The sequence below is a fragment of the Parasphingorhabdus halotolerans genome (genome assembly GCF_012516475.1).
GTDB classification, from domain to species: Bacteria; Pseudomonadota; Alphaproteobacteria; order Sphingomonadales; family Sphingomonadaceae; genus Parasphingorhabdus; species Parasphingorhabdus halotolerans.
Genome location: NZ_CP051217.1, coordinates 1,644,610 through 1,669,740, shown reverse-complemented (window position 1 = coordinate 1,669,740; position 25,131 = coordinate 1,644,610). Strand labels below are relative to the sequence as shown.

At 51.2% G+C, this 25,131-nt stretch carries 34 protein-coding genes and 1 pseudogene; 28 read left to right on the top strand and 7 right to left on the bottom strand.

Annotated features, from left to right (window positions below; genetic code table 11):
• The first annotated feature begins 11 nt into the window (after positions 1-11).
• The 3 genes from HF685_RS08115 (at position 12) to HF685_RS08105 (ending at position 2,103) form a co-directional block, all read left to right on the top strand.
• Positions 12-980 carry a cation diffusion facilitator family transporter gene (locus HF685_RS08115; protein WP_168819159.1) on the top strand — a complete coding sequence of 323 codons (969 nt, stop codon included), beginning with the start codon at positions 12-14 and terminating at the stop codon, positions 978-980.
• 179 nt (positions 981-1,159) lie between these two features.
• Positions 1,160-1,510, top strand: a complete 351-nt coding sequence (locus HF685_RS08110) for a PilZ domain-containing protein (RefSeq protein ID WP_168819157.1) — start codon at positions 1,160-1,162, stop codon at positions 1,508-1,510.
• Positions 1,511-1,575: 65 nt separating this feature from the next.
• Complete coding sequence (locus tag HF685_RS08105) at positions 1,576-2,103, top strand: thermonuclease family protein (RefSeq protein ID WP_168819155.1); 528 nt, start codon at positions 1,576-1,578, stop codon at positions 2,101-2,103.
• Here HF685_RS08105 and HF685_RS08100 read toward each other — a convergent pair.
• The gene (locus HF685_RS08100) at positions 2,075-2,653 is read right to left on the bottom strand and encodes a rhodanese-like domain-containing protein (RefSeq protein ID WP_168819154.1); all 579 of its coding nucleotides are present in this window, start codon (positions 2,651-2,653) and stop codon (positions 2,075-2,077) included. The genes HF685_RS08105 and HF685_RS08100 overlap by 29 nt on opposite strands.
• A gap of 157 nt (positions 2,654-2,810) precedes the next feature.
• Here HF685_RS08100 and HF685_RS08095 point away from each other — a divergent pair, with 157 nt between their 5' ends.
• Both HF685_RS08095 and HF685_RS08090 read left to right on the top strand, forming a co-directional pair.
• A complete protein-coding gene (locus HF685_RS08095; RefSeq protein WP_246218549.1) occupies positions 2,811-3,443 on the top strand; it encodes a lysophospholipid acyltransferase family protein in 633 nt (210 codons plus the stop codon).
• Positions 3,436-4,242: a DUF1295 domain-containing protein gene (locus tag HF685_RS08090; RefSeq protein WP_246218548.1), complete on the top strand. Its 807-nt coding sequence runs from the start codon at positions 3,436-3,438 to the stop codon at positions 4,240-4,242. The genes HF685_RS08095 and HF685_RS08090 overlap by 8 nt, the downstream gene beginning before the upstream one ends.
• Before the next feature lie 11 nt (positions 4,243-4,253).
• Here HF685_RS08090 and HF685_RS08085 read toward each other — a convergent pair whose 3' ends face one another.
• The 3 genes from HF685_RS08085 to HF685_RS08075 all read right to left on the bottom strand — a co-directional run bounded on the left by HF685_RS08085 (position 4,254) and on the right by HF685_RS08075 (position 6,078).
• Positions 4,254-4,916 carry a DsbA family oxidoreductase gene (locus HF685_RS08085; RefSeq protein ID WP_168819153.1) on the bottom strand — a complete coding sequence of 221 codons (663 nt, stop codon included), beginning with the start codon at positions 4,914-4,916 and terminating at the stop codon, positions 4,254-4,256.
• A 35-nt stretch (positions 4,917-4,951) separates the two neighbouring features.
• On the bottom strand, positions 4,952-5,311 hold the full coding sequence (clpS, locus tag HF685_RS08080) for an ATP-dependent Clp protease adapter ClpS (protein WP_168821399.1): 360 nt from the start codon (positions 5,309-5,311) through the stop codon (positions 4,952-4,954).
• Positions 5,312-5,562: 251 nt separating this feature from the next.
• Positions 5,563-6,078: a phasin family protein gene (locus HF685_RS08075; protein ID WP_168819152.1), complete on the bottom strand. Its 516-nt coding sequence runs from the start codon at positions 6,076-6,078 to the stop codon at positions 5,563-5,565.
• Here HF685_RS08075 and HF685_RS08070 point away from each other — a divergent pair.
• The gene (locus tag HF685_RS08070; protein WP_211051062.1) at positions 6,068-6,565 is read left to right on the top strand and encodes a hypothetical protein; all 498 of its coding nucleotides are present in this window, start codon (positions 6,068-6,070) and stop codon (positions 6,563-6,565) included. The two genes, HF685_RS08075 and HF685_RS08070, sit on opposite strands and share 11 nt — an antisense overlap.
• Before the next feature lie 9 nt (positions 6,566-6,574).
• On the opposite strand, the gene HF685_RS08065 is transcribed toward HF685_RS08070, so the two are convergent.
• Both HF685_RS08065 and HF685_RS08060 read right to left on the bottom strand, forming a co-directional pair.
• Positions 6,575-7,429 (bottom strand): sterol desaturase family protein, encoded by an 855-nt coding sequence (locus HF685_RS08065; protein WP_168819150.1) that lies wholly within the window; start codon positions 7,427-7,429, stop codon positions 6,575-6,577.
• Positions 7,430-7,544: 115 nt separating this feature from the next.
• Positions 7,545-8,576 (bottom strand): helix-turn-helix domain-containing protein, encoded by a 1,032-nt coding sequence (locus HF685_RS08060; RefSeq protein WP_168819149.1) that lies wholly within the window; start codon positions 8,574-8,576, stop codon positions 7,545-7,547.
• Positions 8,577-8,654: 78 nt separating this feature from the next.
• On the opposite strand from HF685_RS08060, the gene HF685_RS08055 reads away from it, so the two are divergent.
• The 5 genes from HF685_RS08055 (at position 8,655) to HF685_RS08035 (ending at position 11,720) form a co-directional block, all read left to right on the top strand.
• Positions 8,655-9,692, top strand: a complete 1,038-nt coding sequence (locus HF685_RS08055; RefSeq protein WP_168819148.1) for a type III polyketide synthase — start codon at positions 8,655-8,657, stop codon at positions 9,690-9,692.
• Positions 9,689-10,219, top strand: a complete 531-nt coding sequence (locus tag HF685_RS08050) for an isoprenylcysteine carboxyl methyltransferase family protein (RefSeq protein WP_246218547.1) — start codon at positions 9,689-9,691, stop codon at positions 10,217-10,219. Before HF685_RS08055 ends, HF685_RS08050 begins: the two co-directional genes overlap by 4 nt.
• A gap of 124 nt (positions 10,220-10,343) precedes the next feature.
• Positions 10,344-10,721, top strand: coding sequence for a DUF1304 domain-containing protein (locus HF685_RS08045; protein ID WP_168819147.1), 378 nt, complete (start codon positions 10,344-10,346; stop codon positions 10,719-10,721).
• A 350-nt stretch (positions 10,722-11,071) separates the two neighbouring features.
• Positions 11,072-11,266, top strand: coding sequence for an addiction module antidote protein (locus tag HF685_RS08040; RefSeq protein WP_168819145.1), 195 nt, complete (start codon positions 11,072-11,074; stop codon positions 11,264-11,266).
• Positions 11,267-11,342: 76 nt separating this feature from the next.
• Positions 11,343-11,720 carry a DUF1304 domain-containing protein gene (locus tag HF685_RS08035; RefSeq protein ID WP_168819143.1) on the top strand — a complete coding sequence of 126 codons (378 nt, stop codon included), beginning with the start codon at positions 11,343-11,345 and terminating at the stop codon, positions 11,718-11,720.
• A gap of 326 nt (positions 11,721-12,046) precedes the next feature.
• Here the strand turns inward: HF685_RS08035 and HF685_RS08030 are convergent, their stop codons facing one another.
• Positions 12,047-13,219 (bottom strand): DNA cytosine methyltransferase, encoded by a 1,173-nt coding sequence (locus HF685_RS08030; protein WP_168819141.1) that lies wholly within the window; start codon positions 13,217-13,219, stop codon positions 12,047-12,049.
• 37 nt (positions 13,220-13,256) lie between these two features.
• Here HF685_RS08030 and HF685_RS08025 point away from each other — a divergent pair, with 37 nt between their 5' ends.
• From HF685_RS08025 to rplN, 17 genes and pseudogenes are all read left to right on the top strand, one after another.
• Positions 13,257-14,345 carry a hypothetical protein gene (locus HF685_RS08025; protein ID WP_168819139.1) on the top strand — a complete coding sequence of 363 codons (1,089 nt, stop codon included), beginning with the start codon at positions 13,257-13,259 and terminating at the stop codon, positions 14,343-14,345.
• 166 nt (positions 14,346-14,511) lie between these two features.
• On the top strand, positions 14,512-14,883 hold the full coding sequence (gene rpsL, locus HF685_RS08020) for a 30S ribosomal protein S12 (protein WP_066744956.1): 372 nt from the start codon (positions 14,512-14,514) through the stop codon (positions 14,881-14,883).
• Positions 14,884-14,906: 23 nt separating this feature from the next.
• A complete protein-coding gene (gene rpsG, locus HF685_RS08015) occupies positions 14,907-15,377 on the top strand; it encodes a 30S ribosomal protein S7 (protein ID WP_168819138.1) in 471 nt (156 codons plus the stop codon).
• 159 nt (positions 15,378-15,536) lie between these two features.
• Positions 15,537-17,630: an elongation factor G gene (gene fusA / locus HF685_RS08010; RefSeq protein WP_168819136.1), complete on the top strand. Its 2,094-nt coding sequence runs from the start codon at positions 15,537-15,539 to the stop codon at positions 17,628-17,630.
• A 149-nt stretch (positions 17,631-17,779) separates the two neighbouring features.
• Positions 17,780-18,970, top strand: a complete 1,191-nt coding sequence (gene tuf / locus HF685_RS08005; protein ID WP_168819134.1) for an elongation factor Tu — start codon at positions 17,780-17,782, stop codon at positions 18,968-18,970.
• A gap of 133 nt (positions 18,971-19,103) precedes the next feature.
• A complete protein-coding gene (gene rpsJ, locus HF685_RS08000; protein WP_066744965.1) occupies positions 19,104-19,415 on the top strand; it encodes a 30S ribosomal protein S10 in 312 nt (103 codons plus the stop codon).
• A gap of 204 nt (positions 19,416-19,619) precedes the next feature.
• A complete protein-coding gene (gene rplC, locus HF685_RS07995; protein WP_168819132.1) occupies positions 19,620-20,450 on the top strand; it encodes a 50S ribosomal protein L3 in 831 nt (276 codons plus the stop codon).
• Between the two features lie 3 nt (positions 20,451-20,453).
• Positions 20,454-21,092 (top strand): 50S ribosomal protein L4, encoded by a 639-nt coding sequence (rplD, locus tag HF685_RS07990; protein ID WP_168819130.1) that lies wholly within the window; start codon positions 20,454-20,456, stop codon positions 21,090-21,092.
• Positions 21,085-21,393 carry a 50S ribosomal protein L23 gene (locus HF685_RS07985; protein ID WP_168819128.1) on the top strand — a complete coding sequence of 103 codons (309 nt, stop codon included), beginning with the start codon at positions 21,085-21,087 and terminating at the stop codon, positions 21,391-21,393. The genes rplD and HF685_RS07985 overlap by 8 nt, the downstream gene beginning before the upstream one ends.
• A gap of 6 nt (positions 21,394-21,399) precedes the next feature.
• Positions 21,400-22,236 carry a 50S ribosomal protein L2 gene (gene rplB / locus HF685_RS07980; RefSeq protein ID WP_168819127.1) on the top strand — a complete coding sequence of 279 codons (837 nt, stop codon included), beginning with the start codon at positions 21,400-21,402 and terminating at the stop codon, positions 22,234-22,236.
• A gap of 2 nt (positions 22,237-22,238) precedes the next feature.
• Positions 22,239-22,514 (top strand): 30S ribosomal protein S19, encoded by a 276-nt coding sequence (gene rpsS / locus HF685_RS07975; protein WP_168819125.1) that lies wholly within the window; start codon positions 22,239-22,241, stop codon positions 22,512-22,514.
• A complete protein-coding gene (gene rplV / locus HF685_RS07970; protein ID WP_168819123.1) occupies positions 22,514-22,900 on the top strand; it encodes a 50S ribosomal protein L22 in 387 nt (128 codons plus the stop codon). Before rpsS ends, rplV begins: the two co-directional genes overlap by 1 nt.
• Before the next feature lie 3 nt (positions 22,901-22,903).
• Positions 22,904-23,605 carry a 30S ribosomal protein S3 gene (gene rpsC, locus HF685_RS07965; protein WP_168819121.1) on the top strand — a complete coding sequence of 234 codons (702 nt, stop codon included), beginning with the start codon at positions 22,904-22,906 and terminating at the stop codon, positions 23,603-23,605.
• Between the two features lie 24 nt (positions 23,606-23,629).
• On the top strand, positions 23,630-24,061 hold the full coding sequence (gene rplP / locus HF685_RS07960; protein ID WP_168819119.1) for a 50S ribosomal protein L16: 432 nt from the start codon (positions 23,630-23,632) through the stop codon (positions 24,059-24,061).
• Between the two features lie 4 nt (positions 24,062-24,065).
• Positions 24,066-24,317 carry a 50S ribosomal protein L29 gene (gene rpmC, locus HF685_RS07955; RefSeq protein WP_281352755.1) on the top strand — a complete coding sequence of 84 codons (252 nt, stop codon included), beginning with the start codon at positions 24,066-24,068 and terminating at the stop codon, positions 24,315-24,317.
• A gap of 9 nt (positions 24,318-24,326) precedes the next feature.
• Positions 24,327-24,569 (top strand): annotated as a pseudogene (gene rpsQ, locus HF685_RS16345) (30S ribosomal protein S17); the annotation flags it as partial.
• Positions 24,570-24,760: 191 nt separating this feature from the next.
• Positions 24,761-25,129 (top strand): 50S ribosomal protein L14, encoded by a 369-nt coding sequence (gene rplN, locus HF685_RS07945; protein WP_074204535.1) that lies wholly within the window; start codon positions 24,761-24,763, stop codon positions 25,127-25,129.
• The last annotated feature ends 2 nt before the right edge of the window (positions 25,130-25,131 follow it).

Below are 25,131 nucleotides of genomic sequence, written 5' to 3'. Positions count from 1 at the left end.
TCGGAGCGAAGATGTCCGGCCATCATCGTCACAGTCATGATATTGCACATGGTCATGCCCACGGGCATAGTCACCATGACCGCCACGGCCCGCACGGCCATATGCCTGCAAATTTCAGCCGGGCTTTCGCGCTAGGCATCGCGCTCAACACTATCTATATTGTCGTTGAGGTCATTTACGGACTTCTATCAGGCTCTATGGCTTTGCTGGCGGACGCCGGGCATAATCTTTCTGATGTGCTGGGACTGGCCGTTGCATGGGCGGGCGCTGAACTGGCCAAACGGCCTCCGAGCAAACAATTCACTTATGGTCTGGGCGGTTCATCGATTCTCGCAGCTTTGCTTAATGGCCTATTTTTGTTGCTGGCCTGCGGGGCAATTGCCTGGGAAGCCATTGGCCGTTTTGGGAATCCCAGTGAAATTTCTTCTACTACCGTCATCATTGTTGCTTCCATCGGTATCGCCATAAACTTTGGCACCGCGATGTTGTTCATGCGCGGGCAGAAAGATGACATCAACATTCGCGGCGCCTTCTTGCACATGATGGCTGATGCGGGGGTGTCTGCGGGGGTCGTTCTGGGCGGAGTGTTTATCTACTTTACCGGGCTGAACTGGATAGACCCGGTTATCAGCCTGCTGATTGTCGCGCTTATATTCTGGAGCACCTGGGGGTTGCTTTCCGAAGCAGTCAGGATGTCTTTGTCTGGCGTTCCGCGCAATATTGACGTCGAACAGGTTATGAATTCTCTCTCCGCAGAGCCGGGAGTAACCGCGGTTCACGACCTTCATATCTGGCCGATGAGCACCAGCGAGACAGCCATGACCGCTCATTTGGTGATGCCCGGTGGCCATCCCGGCAAAGGTTTCCTGGCAAAAGTGCAGGAACATATGAAACAACGATATGCTATTCACCATATTACCATCCAAATTGAGCTGGAAGATGAAGAGGCAGAACTCTGCCAAACGGACTGTAGTTCTTGATCTGATAGAAGGGTCTAAACCTTTTGAGTGTTTTGCCGTCTATTAACTATATAAAACATGGCCCTCGTTAACGATTGCATAAACTTCTGTTGGTACTTGTAAAAAGTCCGAACGAATGGGTCAGGAACAATCTTTTTGCTGAAGAGCCAAAAGACAGAGGAATAGGAAACCAGTTCACTATGAACGGCAAACCAAGCGAGCGTATGATGAACAAGCAGTTCAAGCGCGGAGATCACCGGATCTCCACGCGCGCTGGCGTTGAGATATTAGCAGAAGTACGCGAACCTGGCCTTGGCCGGGTAAGCGCGATGATACTTGATCTTTCGCTGACCGGTTTTCGCATGCGGTGTATCACGCGGCTGAACGCTGAAAAGCGGATTTATATGACTTTGCCGTCATTCGCCGCCCTTGAGAGCGTGATTTGTTGGGCTGAGGGCGATTATTACGGCTGTGAATTTGTTCAGTCGCTCTATCCTGCGGTATTTGACCATATCGTAAAAAAATACCCAACTTTGATTATGGCGGACTGAACAAGCATTGCATGCTGCGACCTGATGGATGCCATGCCTCATTAACGCGCTAGTCTGGCATCCCCATGGCCCGACCGAAGTTCAAAAGAATCCGTACCTTATTCATGTTCATGCTGGCCATCGCGTTTGCATGGGCGTTGCAACGCTGGGCTGATAGCGAAGAGACCATCGTGGTTGATGGTCGACAAGCGGCGGTCATTGACGGCGATAGCTTCAAAATCGGGACCGATGAGTTCCGCATTTATGGAATCGATGCCCCTGAATACCGCCAAATCTGCAATGACGCTGCCAATGAACCTTGGGCCTGTGGCAAAACCGCACGAGGCGGTCTCGATATGCTGATGAAGGGCAAAGAGTTTAATTGTGATCTCTATGTACGCGATCAGTTTGGACGCGCGGTTGTTAGCTGCGCTGACGAGAAAGGGTTGGACCTCGGCGCGGCGATGGTGACGCAAGGGCTAGCGATATCCGGTGATAATTTTGACGATGTGATTTATGCCGATGAAGAACGATTGGCAGAAAAAGCAAAACGCGGAATCTGGCAAGGCAGTTTTGACAAGCCCGCTAATTGGCGCGCTGCTCATCCTCGCTAAAATTGGGTGTTGAAACCAAGCTAAATCTGTGGCCGGTCCACCGCACCTGCGGTTCCGCAACGCTCATAACGCCGTCGAGCTCATAAATATTCTTATATCCATAGCCGTAGAGGTTTATAAATGTCGGGATGTTAAGAGCTAGCGGCGCGCGTTTCAGAGCAATGGGAAACCGGTTGTCACTGAAATTATTGTTGCAATATATCAGTATCGGTCTCGACTTTTCGCCGATGACCGAGGCGAGCTTGTCTTCTGTGAAGTCGGAAAACGGCAAGTTGATCGCGCCCTTGATGTGTCCTTCTGCAAAGGCACGGGCGGAGCGTGTATCCAGAATTATTGCCCCGCTCTGCCGCGCAATCTGTTGGAAGCGTGACAGGGAAACAAGCCTGGAGTTCCGGTATTCCTCAAGTTCTGCGGACAATTTGACAAAGCCAGAATAGTCGATTTGTGGCTCCGCCTGCACGGGACTGGCGCTGTGAGACGATTGCGCAACAGCAGGACCAATCATCAAGACGGACATGCAAGTGAAAATACCCATATCGGAAACGCGCATTTTATCCTCTCCTCTTTTGCTTTCAGAAAAGATTAGCTTGATGAGCTGGCTCAAAGCTGAACAGGCCTGTTCCTTCAGACATCTTTTCTTGCTCGCAGGTAAAATAGATTTATGGTCACCTGCGAACGTGGCGCTGACTGTCGCGAGGGGAGGCTGCGTGCATAAAGAAATCAAACCGAACTGGCTGTCGGAGATTGTCCGCCGGTTTTCAGTGTTCATGTATACGGTGAATGGCTGGAAAGCGGTTCAGGATAATCCGCCGCCCAGAAAAGCGGTGATCATTGCGGCACCACATACCAGCAATTGGGATTTTATCTATTATTTCGGCCTGCTGAATCAGCTTAAAATCAAGTCCTACTGGATTGGCAAAAATACCCTGTTCAAATGGCCGTGGGGAGGCATGATGCTGCGGTTGGGCGGCGTTCCTGTCGACCGCTCAAAGTCGAATAATATGGTCGATGCAATGGTCGCAGAATTCAACAAGCGCGATGATTTTCTGCTTACTATTCCGCCGGAAGGCACGCGCGGTAGCGTCAAACAGTGGCGCACTGGCTTTTACTATATAGCGCTTAAGGCCAAGGTTCCATTGATTATCGGGATGATGGATTACGCCAAAAAAACCGGCGGACTTGGTCCCAGCTTTATGCCATCTGGCGATTATAAGGCCGATATGCAGCGGTTAAGCGATTTCTATCATAGCGTGACCCCGAAATATCCGGGCAAAGCGATGAAGGACATAGTGACCACAGACCTAAATCCACAGGTCAAAGAAGTAAAAACGGGTGAATGACTTGGCAATCTGGGCTGCGCTGGGAACAAATTTCGCGCTGCTAGTCGCGATTATGATCGTTTTGTGGCTGATCTCGGTAAAAATTCGGGATGTGTCGTTCATCGATGCGTTCTGGGCCTATGGCATGGCGATCATGGCCGGCACATCGATCATGCAGGTAGCGGAGCCTGGAATGCTGGCCTGGATAATTTGGGCTCTGACGGCTCTATGGGGCATCCGGCTTGGCACCCACTTGCTGTTGCGGTGGCGCAAAGAAGGCGTAGATCCGCGCTATGAAAAAATCATTGGCAAAGCGACGAACAAGCAGGGGATGAGTTTTGCCAAGGCTGCTTTTTTCAAAGCATGGGCGGTGCAAATCCCGCTGCTCTTTTTGGTTTGTTTACCGGCGCAACTGGGCATTTTTCTGGCCGATGATGCCGAGCCAAATGCTTTTGCGGTGATAGGGATCTTAATCGCCATCATCGGCATCCTTTTCGAATCAATCAGCGATGCCCAGCTCAAAGCGTTTAAGGCGAACCCGGAAAACAATGGCAAAGTGCTTGATACCGGTCTGTGGCGATATACGCGCCACCCCAATTACTTCGGTGACTTTTGTGCATGGTGGGGAATCTGGCTGGTTGCAGCGCAGGTTGGATGGCCGGTTTGGGTGGCTGTGATCGGGCCGATATTCCTCAGCTTCACGCTGATGAAATGGAGCGGCGCACCGTTGCTGGAAAAAGGTATGCAAAAAAGCCGACCGAAATATGCGGACTATGTTGCAAAGACTTCCGGGTTTTTCCCTATGCCGCCAAAGTCATGATAGCCGATGCCCTAGGCCGCTTGTCTGGCAAGCAGTTTATTCTCGATAATATTGGCAAAAGTATCGCTATCCTGCGCGCCTGGAACCATGAACTTCTTGTTGAAAATAAATGCCGGAACGCCGGTAATGAAGCGATCTTGCCATTCCGCTTCCACGGCACGAACTTCTTCGGCATATAAATCTGTGCTTAGCAAGTCGCGGGCGCGGTCTTCATCAAGACCAACTGATCCGGCAATCGCCACCAGAGTATCCTGATCGCTCACATTTTTACCATCAGTGAAATGTGCAGAAAACAGAGCGAGCTTTAGGGCTGTTTGTTTCCCCATCTCGCCGGCCCAATGCAGCAACCGGTGTGCATCAAATGTGTTTACCATCCGCATATTCTCTGAATATTTAAACTCGAAATCGAGATCGTTACCGGCGTTACGCAATCGCTCGCGATTGACCTTGCTCTGCTCGGGCGTCGCGCCATATTTTTGCGCCATATGCTCGTTGATATCCTGCCCCTCCGGCGGCATCCCGGGGTTGAGCTCAAAGGCATGCCAGGCAATCGCGAATTGCGCGCGCCCTTCAAATTGGCGCATGGCCTTTTCCAGCTTCTTGTAGCCGATTATGCACCACGGGCAGACGACGTCCGAAACAATATCCACGGTTATTACGGGTGTCTCGGTCATCGCGTCTTCCTTATTTGCAGGTGTTGTATTGCGGGTTAGGCTTTCTCAAGCGTACATTGCAGAGGGTGCTGGTTTTTGCGGGCAAAATCCATCACTTGCGTTACTTTGGTTTCGGCGACTTCGTAACTGAACGTGCCACAGACACCGACTCCTTTTTGATGAACATGCAGCATCACCCGCGTGGCTTCATCAATGTCCATCTTGAAAAACCGCTTTAGTACCAGAACGACAAACTCCATCGGCGTATAGTCATCGTTGAGCAGCAGGACTTTATAGGGATTGGGCTTTTTGGTTTTTGCCCTGGTTTTTGTAGCGACACCAAGATCAATATCATCCTCATCGCCGCCGCCTTTGCCAGCATCCTTATCGTCGCCATCATCGCCATCACCGGCCATAAAAACCTGCGGGATATCAGGTTTCCAGTAATTCAGGCCCACTGCTAATGCATCCGATGAATCGGGGAAGAGAATCTCTACGTTGTTCATGATGGACAAGATATGGTATTTTCCCCCTCAAGGGCAAGTGGCGGATTGGTCATCTGAGGATGATTTTGCGATGAATTGTGTCAATATCGTCTAATGTTTCAAACAAAAAAGGGCCGCTCCTGAAGGAACGGCCCGATTTTGTTGGGGATTGAAAAAGCGGCTTAAGCGGCTTTTTTCATATCTTTCTGGATTTCACCAAGACGATCAGCGATTGGCTGATAGGCTTTGCCAGCCAGCTTCACAACAGCATCGGCATTGTTAGAAGTCTGGTCCATAATCCGGTCAAGACCGCTACGAACATAGTCGGTCTGCTTTTCAATGAAATCCTTAGGCGTAGCAACGCTGAAAAGACCCTGCAGCGCGCGGCTTGCTTCTACGAAGTTCTCGCGGGTGTATTTCATGTTGGTTTTGCCGATTTCCTGAACACCTTTGACAGTGATTTTGCCGGTTTCGATCAGAGTCTCGATGTTTTCGCGGTTGAATTCGACCGCAGTTTTGGACACTTTAACAGCGCGGTCAGCAGCCAATTTGGCACGTTCCTGAGCAGTTGCAGTCAGTTTTTCAAAGCGGCTGCCGAGCTTTTCAGCAGTCTTCTTGGCAGTGTTAGCGGCTTTGGTATTAGCTGCTTTGGTGTTTTTCACGACGCGTTTGGTCGCGGTTGTTTTGGTGGTTGCCATTTTTTTCGTTCCTTTAATTATAGTCTTTTTAGACATTGGTTTCGCGGCACGTTTGGGTGCAGCTTTACGTTTTGTTGCGGTCTTTTTCGGAGCCGCTTTCTTTGCTGCAGGCTTCGTTGCAGCGGGTTTAGAAGCCGTTTTTGTTGCTGCTTCTGCAGTTTTAATTTCTGGCGCATTTACGGCAGCAGTATTTGCCACAGCCGGAGCCTGGCCTGCTGTCTCAGCGGCAACGGGCTTTTCGGACGCAGCTGCAGCATATGCAGCTTCAGCCGAAGTTATATTTGGTTTGGTTGCAGCCGCAGCCGCCTTAGAATCTGTATTTTTTGTGTCTGCCATGTTTGGCTCCATCTCTATGTTGCAGTGCACCAATAGCGACGGTGATGGAGGATGTCAAGAAAAAATGTTGCAGTGCAACATAAATGAAAATCAGCCAGCCCGTGCTGCTTTGTGGAATAGCAGCGCGGGCTGGATTGAGACGCCTTCTTAGACTGTGGCTCTATGCAAAGAGCGCGGTATTCACGACAATAAGAGTGGTGAACGCCGCGATACTGGCGTTGGCTGCGGCAGATACCGAAAGTTCGATTGGTTTGGCGACCATGTTGAAGCGCTCTTCATATTCAGGATGCTCGGTTCCCATCATCCGATCCCACCATGTGAAATACAGGCCGAAATTGCTGTTGCCCTGGCTGTGGTGCAAGTCATGATGGGTGGTGGTGGTGATCCAGCCCAAAGGTCCATTGAGCCATCCGGCGGGCAAAATTTCCACGCCAGCATGTCCGATCACATTGCGGACAATCATATGGGCAAGGAACAGGAAGATCGCGAAAGGATACATGCCACCAAACAGAACCGAGATGGCGAGCAAATAAATGGGTACAAACGCGGCCTCGGTCATCGCTTCGAAGGAAGAGAAGCTATAGGCTGCCCAAGGGGTCGGGGTGCGCGACTTGTGGTGATGCAGATGCGAGAAGCGGAACATGGTTTTCGTGTGCAGCCATCTGTGCATCCAGTAGAAGTAAGCATCATGAGCAAGAATCATGGCGACAAGCTGCAGTGCGAATAGCGGCCAAACGGTCTCACTGGTCATGACTTTTACAATGCCTGCCGATTCCAGCAATACCGTGCTGATGGTCGTCAGACCGAACACAGCGACCGTCCGCATGGAAGACAGAAACTCTCTTTTGTAATCTGCAATGCCGGCTCTGCGAGTTTGGATGCGGCGGGCGTCACTCCATTTGCCAAATACCCAAAGGAGGATCGACAAGGCGCCTGCGGCAATAAGGTAGCGGCCAAGATCGAATGTAAAAGCGGCGATCATATGATCGATAATCTTGTAGAAAATGTCAGGCATATCATGTCTCCATCAGGTGATACGTTGTTTGATGAAGTGAAAGTGACAGAATTGTCCCGTTCGCTCTCTGCATTGCCGAAAAATGCTGTGCAATTTCGAAATGGATCAGACTATTTCAGTTTTGATCAATCGCACTTTTACGAAAATCACTAGGCGTTACACTGGTTTCGGCACGAAAAGCCCGGTTGAATGGGGCTAAAGAATTATATCCCAAATCCATCGCAATTGTCAGAATCGGCAAGTCCACAAGCTCCCGGTCAGCCAGTTTCTCCTTTGCTTCGGCGATTCGATAGCCGTTCAGGAAGGAGGAGAAATTGCGGTGTCCGAGTTTTTGATTGATGAGTGCACGCAGACGATGCTCCGGCGTGTTGAGATGTGCTGCAAGGCTTTGAATGGTCAAGCCAGCTGTGCGGTATTCGCCTTCCAACATAGCTGCATTCAACTTTTCCTGCAGGACGGTTTCAATTGGCGATAGATTGTTCTCCGGCTTCGTTTCCTTTTTGTCGTCATCGGTTTCTACCAAGAGGCTGGGGTCGGTCACTAGCAAAGCGAGGCCGCCAAACATTACCAACGCGAAAACCAACGATGCGTTGGTTATTTGAACAGCAGGCGGCGGTACCGCATTTGAAGTAACAAGTTCGTAGGTCAATATTCCAGCGGCTTGCAGCCCGACCAGTAATGGCAAGTAAATGCGGATCAGGCGGCGTTTCTGGACCAGATCATCCTTTAGGCCGGACAACGCATTGTAAATCAGATCAACAATCAGAATGAGAGACAAAATATGAACAATATAGAAGCCGACCAGAAATAGACTGTCACCCCAACGCGCAAGAATCCATCCTATGATATAGGCTATGCCCAATAGCGCGAGCCATCCTTTGGGTGGGTCTTTTTCAAACAGCCGCCTGGCAAAAAGCCAAGTCCAGAAAGGGGTAACGATTGATATCAGGTCAACAATGGCTTCCAGCGAATGCGGAACGCGCAGAGTGGTCGAGGTATTGATAAGATAGGTGGCTCCACCAAGCGCTAAGCCTATCAATGGAAGCTTGAGCGTCCTGCGGACGCGTCCTGCGATAATCAGCAAAAGAAGCAGGGCACTCGCCCCCACCGACATCAGCCGAATTATCGTGTCAATATTCAGTTCCATCGCCGCTATTTGATATATCTCTCTGGTTTTAACGCTGTGCTGCTGTAACAGGAACCAAATGAACAGCGAATGTCCCCCATGTCAAAGCTAATCTCGATTGCCACCGCACTGCCCGATCACCGGATCACGCAGGACGAGGTGCTGGCAGTGCTGGCCAAGGCGAGAGGCGCCGCGCTTCCCGGGCGGTTGAAACAAATTCTTGGCAATTCGGGCATTGACCAGCGGTATCTGGCACGTGCGCCTGATTACTATCTCGAGCAGCGCAGTTGGCCTGAGCGCGCAAGCGTCTATAGCGAAGTCGGACGCAAACTGTCGCAGGAAGCTGCATCTGAGGCGCTGGAACTGGCTGCACTCAAACCATCGGACATAGATGCAATTGTTCTTATCTCCACGACCGGCACAATGACCCCGTCCATCCCCAGCCGGATGATTGAGGCGATGGAGTTCGATCAATCGACGCAAACGGTCCCGGTCTTTGGTCACGGCTGCGCGGGAGGGGTGCTGGGTCTCCGGTTGGCCAATGATCTGGCAGCGGCAGGTGCCGGCCAGAACGTGCTGCTGATCTCGCTTGAGCTTTGCAGCCTGTCGTACGACTACAGCCAGTTTGACAAAAAAAATATGATCGCGACCGCATTATTTGCCGATGGTTGCGCGGCGGCGGTGATCAGCGGCAAAACAGGACGGGATGACGCACCTTCATTTCGCGCGTTCGATCAGAAAACCTGGCCCGACACACGCGATATGATGGGCTGGGATATTGGTGAAACCGGCTTTGATCTGGTACTCGCCCGCGATATTCCGACTTTTGTGACCAAAGATTTTGCACCCTTTTGTGATGCGTTTCTTGAGGTACAGGGGTTGGCGAAGTCCGATCTTTCCGAACCCGCGTGCCATCCCGGCGGGGGTCGGGTGATTGAGGCACTGGAAGATTATTTTGCGCCTGATCTGCCTGGCATAGCTGCCACGCGTGACGTGCTTGAACATTATGGCAATATGTCATCGCCGACCGTGCTGTTTGTGCTTAAGCGGTTGCTGGAGCAACGCCTGACCAAGCCGCTATTGCTGACCGCGCTTGGTCCGGGATTTACTGCGGCGCTGGGAGTCGTTGATCCGTGAACGCGCTTGGGACTATCTTTAACACCACGCCAACACTCGTCACCTGGGTATTGATCTATATTGTCGCGCAACGCCTGTCAGAGCTGGTCTATGCGAACCACAACACCAGGCGCTTGCTCGCTGAAGGTGGCAAAGAATTTGGTGCGGATCATTACCAGTATTTCATTTTCCTGCACTCCGCCTGGCTTGCGATAATCTTCCTGATGGTCGATCCTCTACGGCCGATCGGCCTTGTAATGCTGGCGGTATTCATCGGCACCCAGATATTGCGGGTCTGGACGCTGGCTTCGATTGGCCGCTGGTGGACGACCCGCATCATCAGCGCGCCGCATTTTGACCGGGTAAACCGCGGACCGTATAAATTCCTCAGCCATCCCAACTACACCGTCGTTGTGCTAGAAATTGCGATCATCCCGTTGATGCTGGGTTTGCCCTGGGTCGCCTTGGTTTTCTCGATATTAAACGCAATATTGTTGCGCCACCGGATCAAAGTCGAGAATGACGTGCTGGTGCCGCGCGGGCGGTGACAAAACGTCTTCCCGTGACCGCTGATCGCGATGCAATCACCGCCCATCACCATCACCATCACCATCACCATTGCCATTATCGGCACCGAGCCTTAGTCATCTCCCTGACATCGGGGAATACACTATGACGAAGCTAGCGGCGATCCTGATCGGCCTGATTGCCTTGCTCCACATTTACATTGCGTGGTTCGGGATATTCCAGTGGGAGACACAGGGGCCGATTGCCTTTCCCGACCTTCCGCGCGATCTTTTTGAACCAACCAGAGCAATGGCCGCCAATCAGGGCGTGTATAATGCGCTGCTGGCTGCAGGGCTGATCTGGACGCTGTGCATCAAGAATGCGCTGTGGCAAAAGCGGATTGCGACCTGCTTTTTGCTATTTGTCGCGGCGGCGGGAATATTAGGTGGATACCGCGTATCGCCCGATGTAGCGATTGCGCAGGCCGGGCCGGCGGTGATTGCCTTGCTGCTGCTGTGGCTGCCCGTGCTGCGGCGGGACTAGGCGTTTGGGTTGCTGATCCATTCCTAAGTTTGTCAAAGTTGGGGCCTATGAGAGCTTTGTTTGAACTTCAGAAAGAGTCTGAACCGCTGGGCGCTATGTAGGATGCCGATATGTCACGGTCGTGGAAGTCTGGATTTTCAAAGAGCCGCACGAGATGATACCGGGGCAGGTGCATGTAGGAAAGGCCTGCCAAATTCGTCATGCTGAACTTGTTTACCCTCGCTGGTCTTGGACTCAGCATTCCATGACTTTCACACACGCCTCCGGAGATCCTGAAACAAGTTCAGGATGACGACCGTAAAATGTCACCTTTAGATTACAGCAAGTCAAATTTGCTCCAATAACAACAAATGACCACAACAGAATTTGACGCTGCGGAATATCTCGACAGCCCGGTCATGATCGCGACCTATTTGCAGGCTGCGTTTGAGGAAAATGACGCGGCGTTGTTCCGCGCGGCGCTAAACGATGTCGCGCGTGCCAAAGGCATGACTGCGATGGCCGAGGAGAGCAAGATCACGCGGCAGGCGCTTTGCTTCATCTGATTTTGGGTAATCCAGCGGACCGCTTGTGCTTGTTCGCCCGCACCGTATAGTGATCCAGCATCGCGGGAGAGGCACAATGAAATTACTGGCATCGATATGCATCGGGCTGATTGCCGCGCTGCATTTATATATCGCCTGGTTTGAGATATTTGCCTGGACCACCAGAGGCCCGGCGGTTTTTTCTGCCTTTCCTGCGGATTTGTTTGAACCGACCACGGCGATGGCGGCCAATCAGGGGCTTTATAACAGCTTCCTTGCTGCTGGCTTGATCTGGTCGCTGTTTATCAAAGACCCTATATGGCATCGCCGCGTTGCGACATGTTTTTTGTTGTTCGTCGCGATCGCCGGAATATTCGGCGCCACCACCGTATCGCCGCGCATCGCATTGGTGCAAACCGTGCCGGCGGTGATTGCGCTGGTGCTGGTTTGGTTGGGGACGGGGCATAATAAATAAGCCCCTCCTCCTTTAGGGGAGGGGGAAGGGGTGGGGCCTCTGGCCTTGATGCCATGTCTCCGGTCGGCGCTTTGATCTGGTTGCCAAGACGAAATTTCTGTTTTTATCGTAACCCAATTTCTTCGACGGCAGCCCCCACACCCCAACCCCTCCCCTGAAGAGGAGGGGCTTAAGGAGAGCAAGATCACGCTGCAGACGCCATGCTTAATTTGCTTTCGGGCGCTCGGGCCGAACGACAATATGACGCTGGAGACTTTCTTGAATATGCTGCGGGCAATGGGAGTGCGGTTGTCGGTTTTGGGGTGACATCGTCGCCCTATGAAAAATCAAGCCACTTTAATCTGATTGGGTAAACTATTCGATTTGTATCCACCTAGGACTGCCTTAACAGATAGCGCAATTTTTCTCGCAAGTTCACAAGGTACCGCATTGCCGATCTGAGAAAACACGGAAGATGTTTTGCCGCTAAATACATGCTTTGATGGGAATGTTTGAATTGTTGCCGCCTCATCAATCGTTAGCCGACGGAGTCTTCTAGGCGCTTCATGATTTGACCAGACCTTGCCGCCTTCTATTAGTTGACGATGATAGACGTCAATCCAAGGACTTAGACCACCGTAAAGTTGCTCCTCATCCACAATTGGCGTTCTATTACCGCCCATGGAGGCAGGAAGTGTCGATGCGTACCCATCGAGATTCAAGGGGCGACCTTGACCGTTGAACATCATTCCAGCGTAGGGTGATTTTCTTAGAATCGGATTCTGCGCAATCGTCACCTTTGCTTTGCAGATTCGAGGATTCGTTTTGGAGCCTGCGCGGCCGAGATGAGAAATCGCTTTACGGAGAGGTTTTGCTGGTTCTCGCTGAGTATGCAAAAAAGATTCAAAATCATCGAATGAATGATTTTGAAAACCAACAATTAACATTCTTTCTCTGGCTTGAGGAACTCCATAATCCGATGACTTCACAACAACGATATCCGTATTGTAACCAGCTGCTCTAGCTTCTCGGATTAAGCGTTCTCGTATGTGACGAAATTTTTCGAGTACCGCGAGAGCTTTCACGTTTTCAAGAATGAAAGCCTTGGGCTTTAAAATACGAAGGGCTTTCATATAGGTAAAGACAAGTTCTGAACGCGGATCATTGAGATCCATATACCCAGCCACGCTAAACCCTTGGCAAGGAGGGCCGCCAATCAACACATCGGGTGATGACAAATTTTTAAGGTCATCAATATGATCAATAATTGACCCTCTAGTAATAAACCCGTCACCAAATTTTTGATCAAAGGAGTCGCAAGCATCAATGTTTAGTTCGTTTGCCCAGACTGTTTGAAATCCAGCTTGATCAAATCCGATATCGAATCCTCCAGCACCGGAAAAAAGTGAGACGACTGACGGTGTATCCATAACTTGCCTCTTCATTTGTTCATGCTTTGTACCGAACTCTATCTCTAATAGCAAATAGATAACTGTTGTTGATTGATCAAGTTCGGCCATAACGGTAGCGAGCAAGTGCAAACATAGGAATGAAAAAGTGAAGCCAGCGGAGCGAAATCAGTTTGTTGCCGATCAATTGGAAGTACTTATTGAGCGAGTAAATGCAGGAGAAGGGCCTGCTGTGGATCGATACAAAAACGAACGGGCCGTTTTGGAGCGATTAATCCCAATTCCTACTGATGGATTTCGAGGGATCACATTGACTGCAATATTAGGGAAAATGGTTCGCGAAGACATAAATTCATCCAACGAATTCGGTTCCATACATCCGCGCGCTATTTTTGAGAGAGGCATCCGGCCGATTTTGAAAAAGTACAGCATTCCTACAGGAGCTAGTGCTCCATTAAATGTGGCCAAGAATGTGCAAGTCATTGATGAAAAGTGGGCAGAGGGTCGAAAGCCGGAAGATGCTGCATTAGCAGCAGTTGACTACATAAGGCGTATAAATAGCCACTGGGGAAACTTGGAATTTAGAGATGATCTAATTCTGATGTTCATCCAGCGATTGCTTCAATATGCCGAGGAAATCGGTCAACTTGAAGTGACATTGCAGAATTTGGACACTGTTGCTCCGATGGAGACAGGTAGCAAATTGGCCAAGTTTGCCGTTTCAACTCCAGAGGGAGGCTCGGTACCCCAATATTTGTTTGGTTTAATTTTAGCATTTCTCAGATCAACGGACACAGACTTTGAGGCTGTATTGGGAGTCAACGAAAGCGTCTTTGGTACAAATACTACTTCGAACAAACCGGCTGACATTTGGGAATCGTTGGCTAACGATGAAGCAGGAAACTATTTTGAAGTGACCTGTAAGCCAGTGGATGAGGAACGATTGGATGCTGCCGTGGAGTCCTTTGCCAAACAAGGATTGAGCAACGCTCCAATCACATTTGTATGCCGAATGCCTAACGACGCAAGTAGTCTCAAATTGACCAATGATGTTTTAGAGTATCGGGGTGCCCAGTTTCAGTTTATTGATTTTTGCAGAACGGTGGAAATCTTGTACCTCCTTCTTACCGAAACGAAAAGAATCGAAGTTATAAAAAGATTCGAAAAGTTCATTGCTGATCCGAATAGAAAAATCTTCACAAAGAAGGCCTGGTCGAAGCAATTTGGAAACAATTGATCCCCTTGACCCCCACCCGAATCCCCGCTAAGGGCCGCGCTCTTGTTGGGGCGGGTCGCATCTGACCCAGCGGGAAAGCTACATAGGCAAAACACTTGCCGTACCAAAATACGGTGAGAGTAACCCCTGCATAATGCAGGACATTCTACTATAAGGTGAAGACTTTATGCCAACGATTAATCAGCTCGTCCGTAAAGGGCGGGTGCCTCAGAAGGTGAAATCCAAAGTTCCAGCGATGGAAGCCAACCCGCAGAAACGCGGCGTTTGCACCCGGGTTTATACCACGACTCCGAAGAAACCAAACTCCGCTCTGCGTAAGGTTGCCAAGGTTCGCCTGACCAACCAGCGTGAGGTCATCAGCTATATTCCCGGTGAAGGTCACAACCTTCAGGAGCATAGTGTTGTTCTCATTCGTGGCGGCCGTGTGCGCGACCTTCCCGGTGTGCGTTACCATGTGCTGCGCGGCGTTCTTGATACGCAAGGCGTTAAAGACCGCAAGCAGAGCCGTTCGAAATATGGCGCCAAGCGTCCTAAATAAGATCAGTTTCGGAGTTATAAGATATGTCACGTCGTCGTCGTCCCGAAAAACGGGTTATCCTTCCTGATCCAAAATTCAAGGATCTGGTCCTTTCAAAATTCATGAACAACCTCATGGTGGATGGTAAGAAATCCACCGCCGAGAAAATTGTTTACGGTGCTTTTGACAGTGTTGAAGCCAAAGCGAAAAAAGATCCGCTGGAGCTTTTTCACGATGCGCTGAACAATATCAAGCCAGGCATTGAAGTGCGCAGCCGCCGTGTTGGTGGTGCGACCTATCAGGTGCCGGTTGAAGTACGTCCCGAACGTGCGCAGGCATTGGCCATCCGCTGGATGATTTCTGCAGCCCGTTCACGCAGCGAAACCACCATGGCGGCTCGTCTGTCGGGTGAAATTCTCGATGCTTCCAACAACCGCGGCAACGCGGTGAAGAAGCGGGAAGATTCGCACAAGATGGCAGAAGCCAACCGTGCGTTCGCGCATTACCGCTGGTAGAAATTGAGGTGCTCCGCACTTGATGCGGAGCCTTCACACCGATCTTGGGAAGCTCCGCATCAAGTGCGGAGCACATTGCAATCACAGGGCTGGCATTTGCTGGCCATATTAACTATAGGGCGGCGCAGAAATTAGGCCCCCGCATTTGGAGTAAAGACTATGGCACGCAGCCATCCGCTCGACAGATATCGCAATATCGGCATTATGGCCCATATTGATGCCGGTAAAACCACGACCACGGAACGCATCCTCTATTATACAGGCAAGTCCTATAAAATCGGCGAAGTGCATGATGGCGCGGCGACGATGGACTGGATGGAGCAAGAGCAAGAGCGTGGGATTACCATTACCTCTGCTGCGACCACCTGTTTCTGGCAGGCCGAAGACCGCAAGGGTCCCGAGCACCGGATCAATATTATTGATACGCCTGGTCACGTTGACTTCACGATTGAAGTTGAACGTTCGCTGCGTGTGCTCGATGGCGCGGTAGCCTGTTTTGATGGCGTTGCCGGCGTTGAGCCGCAGTCTGAAACCGTATGGCGTCAAGCTGACAAATATAAAGTGCCGCGGATGTGCTTCATTAACAAGCTCGACCGCACCGGCGCTGACTTTAAATATTGTGTGCAGTCGATCATCGATCGTCTCGGCGCGACGCCGGCTGTGCTTTATTTGCCAATCGGTATTGAATCCAGCTTGGTCGGTTTGGTCGATCTGGTGAACGAACGTTCGATCACCTGGAAGAACGAAGATCTCGGCGCAGAATATACTTATGGCGAAATTCCTGCCGACATGGCGGATGAAGCGGCTGAATATCGCGAGAAGCTGATCGAACTGGTTATCGAGCAAGATGATGATGCGATGGAAGCGTATTTTGAAGGCAAAATGCCGGATGCTGCGACCTTGAAATCGCTCATCCGTAAAGGCACTTTGAATCAGAGCTTTGTTCCGGTTCTGTGCGGTAGCGCGTTTAAGAACAAAGGCGTTCAACCTCTGCTCGACGCGGTTGTTGATTATATGCCTAGCCCGCTGGATGTTCCGGCGATTAAAGGCGTGAAGCCGGACAGCCTGGACGAAGATTCGCGTCCATCAAGCGATGAAGCGCCTTTTGCTGCCTTGGCGTTCAAAGTCATGAACGATCCGTTTGTGGGGACGCTGACCTTCTGCCGCATCTATTCCGGTAAGCTGGAAAAGGGCACGCTGCTGAACTCGGTTAAGGACAAGAAAGAAAAAGTCGGCCGTATTTTGGAAATGCACTCCAATGACCGGAAGGACATTGATGAGGCATTTGCTGGTGACATTGTTGCTCTGGCGGGTATGAAAACAACCACCACCGGCGATACGCTTTGTGCAACAGAAAGCCCGATCATATTGGAGCGGATGGAATTTCCCGAGCCAGTTATCGAACTGAGCGTGGAACCCAAAACCAAAGCGGACCAGGAGAAAATGGGCGTTGCCTTGAACCGCTTGGCCGCTGAAGATCCAAGCTTCCGGGTGACGACTGACCATGAGTCAGGGCAGACGATCATTAAAGGCATGGGCGAGCTTCACCTCGACATTCTAGTCGACCGTATGCGCCGCGAATTTAAAGTGGAAGCCAATGTTGGTGCGCCGCAGGTTGCTTACCGCGAATCACTCGGCAAAGCTGTCGAAGTTGATTACACACATAAAAAGCAATCCGGCGGTTCCGGTCAGTTTGCGCGGATCAAGTTTGAAGTGACGCCGGGCGAGCGCGGCTCCGGCATCACCTTTGAAGACGAAATCAAGGGCGGAAATATTCCCAAGGAATATATCCCGTCTGTTGAAAAAGGTATGCGTGAAACCGCTGATACCGGAAGCCTGATTGGCTTCCCGATCATCGACTTTAATATCCGCGTTTTTGACGGTGCATATCATGATGTTGATAGTTCGGCGCTGGCTTTTGAAATTGCAGCGCGCGCAGCTATGCGCGAAGCGGCCCAGAAGTCGGGCATTAAATTGCTAGAGCCTATCATGAAGGTCGAGGTTGTTACTCCGGAAGATTATCTTGGTGATGTGATCGGAGACTTGAACAGTCGTCGCGGTCAAATTCAGGGTACTGATTCTCGGGGCATCGCCCAGGTTGTGGATGCTCTGGTCCCACTCGCCAATATGTTTGGTTATGTGAACGAGCTGCGTTCCTTCAGTCAGGGCCGGGCAAATTATTCGATGCAATTCTCTCACTATGAGCAAGTGCCGAATAATGTAGCAGAGGAAATCAAGGAGAAGATGGCTTAGTCGCCGCTTTCTCATAAGATATTGCGCTTCCTTTTTGAGCATTGGGTAAGAAAATTACCCAACTGATAAAAGGGTGTTGACAGATTTGTATAGTCTCGCCAAAGCGCGGCACGGACTATCAAGACGATAGAAATTAGAGGTATTATATAATGGCAAAAGCAAAGTTTGAGCGCAACAAGCCGCACTGTAACGTTGGCACGATCGGTCATGTTGACCACGGCAAAACCACGTTGACCGCAGCGATCACGAAGGTGCTTGCTGAATCAACCGGCGGCGTCGCTGTTGACTTCGCAAATATCGATAAAGCTCCTGAAGAGCGTGAGCGCGGCATCACCATTTCAACAGCGCACGTTGAATATGAAACCGAAAACCGCCACTATGCGCACGTTGATTGCCCGGGCCACGCTGACTATGTGAAAAACATGATCACTGGTGCTGCACAGATGGACGGCGGCATTTTGGTTGTGAACGCTGCTGACGGTCCAATGCCACAAACCCGCGAGCATATCCTGCTTGCGCGTCAGGTTGGTGTTCCAGCGCTGGTTGTTTACATGAACAAGGTTGATCAGGTTGATGATGACGAGCTGATCGAGCTGGTCGAAATGGAAATCCGCGAGCTTCTCTCTTCTTACGACTTCCCCGGCGACGATATTCCTATCATCAAGGGTTCTGCTCTTGCAGCTCTTGAGGGCCGCGACGATGAAATTGGCAAGAACTCCATTCTTGAGCTGATGAAAGCTGTTGATGAAGCCATTCCTCAGCCAGAGCGTCCAGTTGACCAAGCGTTCTTGATGCCAATCGAAGATGTTTTCTCGATTTCAGGTCGCGGTACGGTTGTTACCGGTCGTGTTGAAACCGGCATTGTGAATGTTGGGGACGAATGTGAAATCGTTGGAATCAAAGATACCACGAAGACAACTGTTACCGGCGTTGAAATGTTCCGCAAGCTTCTCGACTCCGGTCAAGCTGGCGATAACATCGGCGCTCTTATTCGCGGCGTTGCTCGTGAAGAAGTTGAGCGTGGCCAGGTTCTTTGTAAGCCAGGTTCGATCACTCCTCACACCGAGTTTGACGCTGAAGTCTATGTGCTTTCCAAAGACGAGGGTGGCCGTCATACACCATTCTTTGCTAACTATCGCCCACAATTCTACTTCCGCACAACGGACGTTACCGGCGAAGTTATCCTGCCAGAAGGTACGGAAATGGTTATGCCAGGCGACAACGTAACAATCGCTGTTAAATTGATTGCACCAATCGCTATGGATCCAGGTCTTCGCTTCGCAATTCGCGAAGGTGGCCGTACTGTTGGATCAGGGGTTGTCAGCAACGTAACGAAGTAATATAGGACTGCTTCGCCGACCGGGTCATTGATTCGGTCGGCCAGTTTTTCAGCCGCTCCGGCCTTTCGCCTTAGAAAATTTAGGGCAGAATCGGGGCGGTTTATTTTTGGCTCTTTGACATTGGTACAGGTTCATGGAAACGCAGAATATTCGCATACGCTTGAAAGCATTCGATCATCGGGTTCTCGATCAGGCAACCGGCGATATCGCTGACACCGCTCGCCGCACCGGCGCGCTCATCCGTGGACCAATACCACTGCCAACGCACATTGAGAAATTCACCGTAAACCGCGGACCCCACGTCGATAAAAAATCGCGTGAGCAGTTCGAGGTGCGGACTTACAAAAGGTTGCTCGATATCGTGCAGCCCACACCGCAAACAGTCGATGCTTTGATGAAGCTTGATCTTGCTGCCGGTGTAAACGTTGAGATTAAGCTGGCTTAGGCCGATTTTGCTCCGCAAATAAAGCGGGGCGAGACATTGGGATACCTCCGGTGCCTTCTTGTGAAGGGATATGCCGGGTAAGCGTCCCCCGTCTGCTTCGCATCATTTGTGAAGCTTTTACAGCCCGGACGGGGTGATGCACGACAATTTGGGTTGGCAAGCCGGGGGGAATGGTCCCGTCGGCCTCTGTGAAGGAGACTGATCGTGCGTACAGGCGTGATCGCGAAGAAAATGGGGATGACCCGCTTGTTTCAGGAGGACGGCCAGCATGTGCCGGTTACCGTTCTTTCCTTGGAAGAATGCCAGGTTGTTGGAGCCCGCAATCAGGAACGTGATGGCTATTTTGCCGTTCAGCTTGGTGCTGGTGCCCGTAAAGCGAAAAATGTAAACAAGCCGCAACGTGAAGCTTTTGCCAAGGCAGAAGTTGAGCCAAAGGCGCGTGTTGCCGAATTCCGGGTTGATAGCGAAGATGCTTTGCTCCCCATTGGTGCAACCGTATCCGCTGACCACTTTTTGGCTGGTCAGATGGTAGATATTCAAGGTGTTACCCAAGGTAAAGGCTTTGCCGGTGCTATGAAGCGCTGGGGTTTTGGCGGTATGCGCGCAACCCACGGTGTTTCTATCTCTCACCGTGCACATGGTTCTACCGGTCAAAACCAGGATCCGGGTAAGGTCTTTAAAGGCAAGAAAATGGCCGGTCATATGGGCGCGAAAAATCGCACCCAGCAAAATCTGGAAGTTGTTCGCACCGATGCGGATCGCGGCCTGATTTTTGTTCGTGGCAGTGTGCCTGGTTCAAAGGGCGGATGGCTTCTGGTGAAGGATGCAGTGAAAGTTGCCGCTCCTGAAGGTCTGCCATTCCCTGGCGCAACGCGCGGCAACGCAGAAGAAAAACCTGCTGATGAGGCTCCGGTCGCTGCAGTAGAAGAAGAAGTTGTAACAGCTGCAGCGGAAACGCCAGCAGAAGCAGCTCCCGCTGAAACACCGGCTGCAGAAGCACCCGCTGCTTCGGATGCAGAAGGGAAGGAGGGCTAAACCATGAAACATAAGGTCATAACCCTCGACGGCGCCAAGGCCTCTGGAGCCAAAGGCGATATCGAATTGAACGATGACGTCTTCGGTCTGGAAGCGCGCGCGGACATCCTGCATCGTGTTGTCAACTGGCAGCGTGAAAAAGCCCGCGGTACGGCCCGTCCGACCCGCGAACGTAGCGATGTAGCACGTACCGGTAAAAAATATGGCAATCAAAAAGGCGGCGGTACTGCTCGTCACGGCGATCGCCGCGCTCCGATTTTTGTTGGCGGTGGTAAAGCCCATGGCGCACGCAAGAGGGATTTCAATCCTTCGCTGAACAAGCGTGTTCGTGCATTGGGTCTGAAAATGGCGCTGAGCGACAAGGCGAAGAACGACAATCTGGTCATTCTTGAAAATCTCGACGTAAAAGAAGCCAAGACGAAGGCGCTGATAGCGACAATTTCGAAACTGGGCTTTGGTAAATCTGCTCTGGTCATGGACGGCGATGCTGTGAACGAGGCTTTTTCAAAAGCATCTTCCAATATTCCGCGTCTGAACGTGATGCCAGCAGCTGGTGCCAATGTTTACGACATTTTGAACCACGAAACTCTGGTGCTGACACGCGCCGCAGTTGAAAAGCTGGAGGCGCGCTTCAATGGCTAAAAAAGAAGCAATCGACATTCGTCACTATGACGTAATTGTTGGCCCGCACATCACCGAGAAGTCTACACTTCTTAGCGAGCATAATGCAGTGGTTTTCAAAGTTGCGAACACCGCAACCAAGCCGCAGATTAAAGCCGCTATCGAGGCGCTGTTTGATGTTAAAGTCAAAGGCGTCAACACGCTGGTGCAAAAGGGCAAGACCAAGAAGTGGAAGGGTCGCCCCTATACACGCAATGATGTAAAAAAGGCTGTTGTGACTTTGGCTGAAGGCCAGACGATCGACATCACCACGGGAGTTTAAGGGACCATGGCATTAAAATCCTATAAACCGACAACCCCCGCACAGCGTGGTCTTATCCTTGTTGATAAGAGCGGCTTGTGGAAAGGCCGTCCGGTCAAAAAACTTGTCGAAGGCAAGAATAAAACCGGCGGACGTAACAACAAAGGCCATGTCACATCGCGCGGCATTGCTGGCGGCCACAAACAAAAATATCGCCTGATCGATTTCAAGCGGCGCAAATGGAACATGGCTGCCACCGTTGAGCGGCTTGAATATGATCCCAACCGTACTGCGTTCATCGCGCTTCTGAAATATGAAGATGGTGAGCTGGCCTATATCATTGCACCGCAGCGTCTCGACGTTGGTGATAGTGTGATTGCGGGCGAAAAAGTTGACGTGAAGCCTGGCAATGCCATGCTTCTGTCGCAGATGCCGGTTGGTACGATCATCCACAATGTGGAAATGAAGCCAGGCAAGGGTGGTCAGATTGCTCGCTCTGCCGGCGCTTATGTCCAGATTGTTGGTCGTGACCGCGGCATGGTTATCGTTCGCATGAAATCAGGCGAACAACGTTATTTGCGCAGCGATTGCATGGCGACAGTTGGCGCGGTTTCAAACCCCGATAACTCGAACCAGAATTTCGGTAAAGCAGGTCGTACCCGCTGGAAGGGCCGTCGTCCTTTGACACGTGGTGTGGCTAAAAACCCCGTCGATCACCCGCATGGTGGTGGTGAAGGTCGGACCTCCGGTGGTCGTCACCCGGTTACGCCTTGGGGTAAGCCAACCAAGGGTGCTCGTACCCGCAAGAATAAAACGACCGACAAGATGATTATCCGGTCGCGTCATTCCAAGAAGAAGAGGTAAGCATGGCTCGTTCCATCAAAAAAGGTCCATTTGTTGACCTCCACCTGCTGAAAAAAGCGCAGACCGCTCAGGAAGAGAATAAGCGTACACCGATCAAAACATGGTCGCGTCGTTCCACCGTTCTTCCGGATTTCGTTGGCCTGACGTTTAATGTTTATAACGGCATGAAGTTCATTCCGGTTTCCGTGAATGAAGACATGGTCGGTCACAAGCTTGGCGAGTTCGCTCCTACGCGTAACTATTATGGCCACGGCGCTGACAAAAAAGGCAAGAAATAATGGGTAAGGCATCATCACCGCGCCGCGTTGGCGACAATGAAGCTTTGGCTGTTGGCAACTCCATCCGTGGATCTGCTCAAAAGCTGAATCTTGTTGCGCAGCTTATTCGCGGCCGCAAAGCGGAAGACGCGCTGAACATTCTTTCTTTCTCCAAAAAAGCAATGGCGAAAGATGTCAGCAAAGTTTTGGCTTCGGCAATCGCGAACGCAGAAAACAACCATAATCTGGATGTGGATGCGTTGATCGTTCAGGAAGCCAGTGTCGGCAAGGGCATCACAATGAAGCGTTTCAAAGCGCGTGCACGTGGTCGCTCTGCTCAAATTCTTAAGCCATTCAGCCGCGTTCGCATTGTCGTTCGCGAGCATGAAGAAGAAGAAAAGGCGTAAACCATGGGTCAAAAGAGTAATCCTATCGGGCTTCGCCTGCAGATTAACCGGACTTGGGATAGCCGCTGGTATGCGGAAGGTTCCAACTATGGCGATCTCTTGATGGAAGACATCAAGATGCGGAAATATATTATTGAGAATCTTTCTCAGGCTGCAATTTCTAAAGTTGTGATCGAGCGTCCTGCGAAAACATGCCGCGTTTCAATCTATGCCGCTCGCCCCGGTGTTATCATCGGCAAAAAAGGCGCGGACATTGAAAAGCTGCGTCGCAAGTTGAGCGATATGTCGAACGGCGATGTGTCTTTGAATATTGTTGAAATTCGCAAGCCGGAAGTTGACGCGCAACTGGTGGCACAGGGTATTGGCGATCAGCTGATCCGACGTGTGGCATTCCGTCGCGCCATGAAGCGCGCTGTGCAGTCGGCTCTTCGTCTGGGCGCTGAAGGTATTAAAATTGTTTGTGGTGGTCGTTTGGGTGGAGCAGAAATTGCCCGCGTTGAATGGTACCGTGAAGGCCGCGTGCCGCTCCATACGCTACGCGCCAATATTGACTATGCTGAATATGAAGCGCTGACCGCTTACGGCATCATCGGCATCAAGGTCTGGATTTTCAAAGGCGAGATATTGGGTCACGACCCGATGGCTCAAGATCGGTTGATGGTGGAAGCGCAGACTTCCGGCGTTCGTCCGCATCACCAACGTTGATTTTTGAGGAATAGGTAGAGCATCATGCTGCAACCCAAGAAACATAAATTCCGCAAGGCTTTCAAAGGCCGGATAAAAGGCAATGCGCCCGGCGGTACGACACTGAACTTTGGGTCTTATGGCCTCAAAGCGATGGAGCCAGACCGGATTACCGCGCGTCAGATCGAAGCGGCTCGCCGTGCGATCACCCGTCACATCAAACGGCAAGGCCGTTTGTGGATCCGTATTTTCCCGGACGTGCCGGTTTCAAAGAAGCCCGCTGAAGTCCGTCAGGGTAAAGGTAAGGGTTCGGTTGAATATTGGGCGGCACGGGTAAAACCAGGCCGGATCATGTTTGAACTTGACGGTGTTCCCGGGCCAATTGCAGCGGTTGCTTTCGAGCGCGCAGCGATGAAGCTTCCTATCAAAACCAAAGTTGTGGCGCGTCTCGGCGACACCTCGCATCTGGAGGGTTAAGGACATGGCTGACAAAAAAAATGGCGGTAGCGCCAAGATCGAAGATATGCGGACGAAAACCGACGATCAATTGACCGCCGATCTGGGTGATTTGAAAAAAGAGGCCTTTAACCTCCGCTTTCAGGCCGCGACCAACCAGCTCGAAAAACCGAGTCGGATGCGTGAAGTCCGTCGGACTATTGCACAGATTAAAACGCTGCAGAACGAGCGTCTCGCCGCTGCGACGTCCAAAACTACCGCCAAAGAAAAGGCGTAAGGAAACAATATGCCAAAACGTATTCTAACCGGCACTGTGGTGTCAGACAAAGGCGACAAGACCGTTGTTGTTAATGTCGAGCGCAAAGTGAAGCACCCGCTGTACGGCAAAATCATGCGCCGGACGAAGAAGTATCATGCGCATGATGAAAATAACGAGATCAAGACAGGTGAAACTGTCCGGATCGAAGAAACCCGCCCGATTTCCAAGCTGAAAACCTGGAAAGTTCTGGAGCGCGTTGGTGCGGCCGCAGGCCTTGCAACGCCGACGGTTAAAGAATTGACGAAAAACGATCCTGCTGATGACAAGATCAAGGCTCCTGAAAAGCCAGCAGCCGAACCCAAGGCAGAAGAAGCAGCGGCTGAAGAAAAAGCCGAGAGTTAATGTAATGCTCCGGGCCACGTTGATTGTGGCTTGGGCGGAATGAAGAAGGAATTGGATCCATGATCCAGATGCAATCGAACCTGGAGGTCGCTGACAACAGCGGAGCCAAACGCGTACAGTGCATTAAGGTGCTCGGCGGTTCAAAACGCCGTTTTGCTGGCGTTGGTGACATTATTGTTGTGTCGATCAAAGAAGCTGCTCCGCGCGGCAAGGTCAAAAAAGGTGACGTTCACCGGGCCGTGATCGTGCGCACGAAGAAAGATATCCGCCGCAAAGACGGTTCGGTTATCCGTTTCGACAGCAATGCTGCAGTTCTGGTCAATAACGCGCAGGAGCCTATCGGCACGCGTATCTTTGGCCCGGTGGTTCGCGAGTTGCGCGCCAAGAAGCACATGAAAATCATCAGCCTTGCGCCGGAGGTACTATAATC